Below are 2,006 nucleotides of genomic sequence, written 5' to 3'. Positions count from 1 at the left end.
CTGACGAAGTCGGTGGAGATGACCGTCATCTTGTCGATCGCCCCGATCGGCGCACTGGCCGCCTCGACGACCTGCGGCAGCACCTTGACCAGCAGGTCCAGCACGGCCGCCTCGCCGTACGCGGCGAACGCCTCGGCCTTGCGCGCCATCGCGTCCGCTTCGGCCTCACCCTTCGCCAGGATGGCCGCGGCCTCGGCCTGACCCTCCCGCTCCACCGCCTCGGCGATCGCGGAGCGCCGACGCTGCTCGGCCTCACCCTCCTTGGCGCCCTCGATGGCGTTCGCCTCGGCGAGCGCGGCCCGCCGTGCCCGCTCACCCTCACCGGTGAGGCGGGCCTGTTCGGCGGAGGCCTGCGCGGCGGCGATGACGGACTGGCGCTGCGCGTCGGCGTGCAGCACCGCAGCGTTGCGGGCCGCCTCGGCCTCCTGTTCCACCTTGTACCGGGCGGCGTCGGCCGGCTTGCGCACCTCGGTGTCGAGTTGGCGCTGCTTGAGTTCGGCGTTGCGCTCGGCCACCTTCTGCTGCTCGGAGAGGATCGCCTGGTCCCGCTCGGCCTGGGCGAGCGGCCCGGCCGCCGCGGACTTCGCCTTCGCGGCGTCGATCTCGGCCTGGATGCCGGCCTGCTTGAGGGCCAGGTTCCGGTTCGCCTCGGCGATGGCCTCCTCGGCGAGCAGCCGCTCCTGCTCGGCCTGCTGCCGGGCCCGCGCCTCGGCGATCGCCGCGTCCTTGAGCACCCGGGCGGCCTCGGGCCGGCCCAGGTCCTGCAGGTAGGAGCCCTCGGCGAGGATGTCCTGGAGCTGGAAGGTGTCCAGCACCAGACCCTGGTTGGTCATCGAGTGCTCGGCCTCCTCGGCCACCGCGCTGGCGAACGCCGCCCGGTCCCGGATGACCTCCTCGACGGTGAGCCGGCCGACGATCGAGCGCAGCGCGCCGGCCAGCACCTCCCGGGTGAAGTTGTCGATCTCGTCCTGCTGGTGCAGGAACCGCTGGGCGGCGGCCCGGATCGCGTCCTCGGTGCCACCGACCTTGACGATCGCCACCCCGTGCAGGTCGGCGCGGATGCCCTGCTTGCTCACCGCGCCCCGGATGCCGACGTCGATCCGTCGGCTGGACAGGTCCAGGGACTGGAGCTTCTGCACCACCGGCAGCACGAAGACCGAAGCGCCGAGCACGACCTTCTGCCCGGAGGTGTCGGTGGACCGCCCACCGTCGGCGGTCTGCGTGGTGCGGCCCTTGCGGCCGGTGACGATGAACGCCTCGTTCGGCCCGGCCACCTTGATCCGGGAGAGCACGAAGAGCACCAGGATGAGCGCGAGGAGAACCGCGCCGCCGATGGCGATGAGTAGTGCCATATGAGCAGTCCCGTCTACGAGGGGTTGATCAGTAGGTCTCGACGTGCACGCTGGTCTCGCTGAGCGCCTGCACGACGAAGACCTGGGCGCCGATCGGGATCGGTTGGTCCGCGCGGGCGCTGAGCTTGACCGGTTGGCCGGCGAGGCGAACGCGGACCTCGCCGTACCCGTCGGCCGGCACCGGGGTGACGACCAGGCCGAGCGCGCCGACCAGGTCGTCACGGGTGGGGGTGGCGTCGGTGCGCATGTTGCGCGCCGCCCGGCTCAGCCGGGACGCCAACCAGCCGGTGGGCACGGCCGCGAGCACCCCACCGACCACCGCCCCGACGACCATGCCTGGGGTACGCGCACCGAGCAGTTCGTTGACGATGGCGCCGCCGAAACCGAACGCCCCGGCGAAGCCGGCGACCGTCTCGACCGAGATCGGCCCGTCCACGTCGGGGTGCCCGAACTGGAGCAGTTCGGTGCCGAGCAGGGCGAGTGCGAGCACACCGATGCCTGCCCCGCCGATGATCAGAAAGATGAGCGTCCCCGATGCCACGACCTTGACGGTATCGACGCCGCGCAACGCCGAACGGGCCGGCGAGAGTGCAAGATGATCTACCGCTGCCGAGTCGCTGACGGTGATCGGAAAAGGGCAGCGCCCACCCTCAC

Annotated in this window: 2 protein-coding genes; both read right to left on the bottom strand. The window is 71.8% G+C overall.

What is annotated here, in order from left to right; translation table 11 throughout:
• On the bottom strand, positions 1-1,352 hold a 1,352-nt coding region (locus KBX53_RS31200), incomplete at its 3' end, for a flotillin family protein (RefSeq protein WP_210863332.1).
• A gap of 28 nt (positions 1,353-1,380) precedes the next feature.
• Positions 1,381-1,920, bottom strand: coding sequence for an NfeD family protein (locus KBX53_RS31195; RefSeq protein WP_030331830.1), 540 nt, complete (start codon positions 1,918-1,920; stop codon positions 1,381-1,383).
• Between the last annotated feature and the right edge of the window lie 86 nt (positions 1,921-2,006).

This window comes from Micromonospora sp. M51 (assembly GCF_018070305.1).
GTDB classification, from domain to species: Bacteria; Actinomycetota; Actinomycetes; order Mycobacteriales; family Micromonosporaceae; genus Micromonospora; species Micromonospora parva.
Note: the sequence above shows the minus strand (reverse complement) of the source record. Positions and strands in the feature narration are given on the sequence as shown.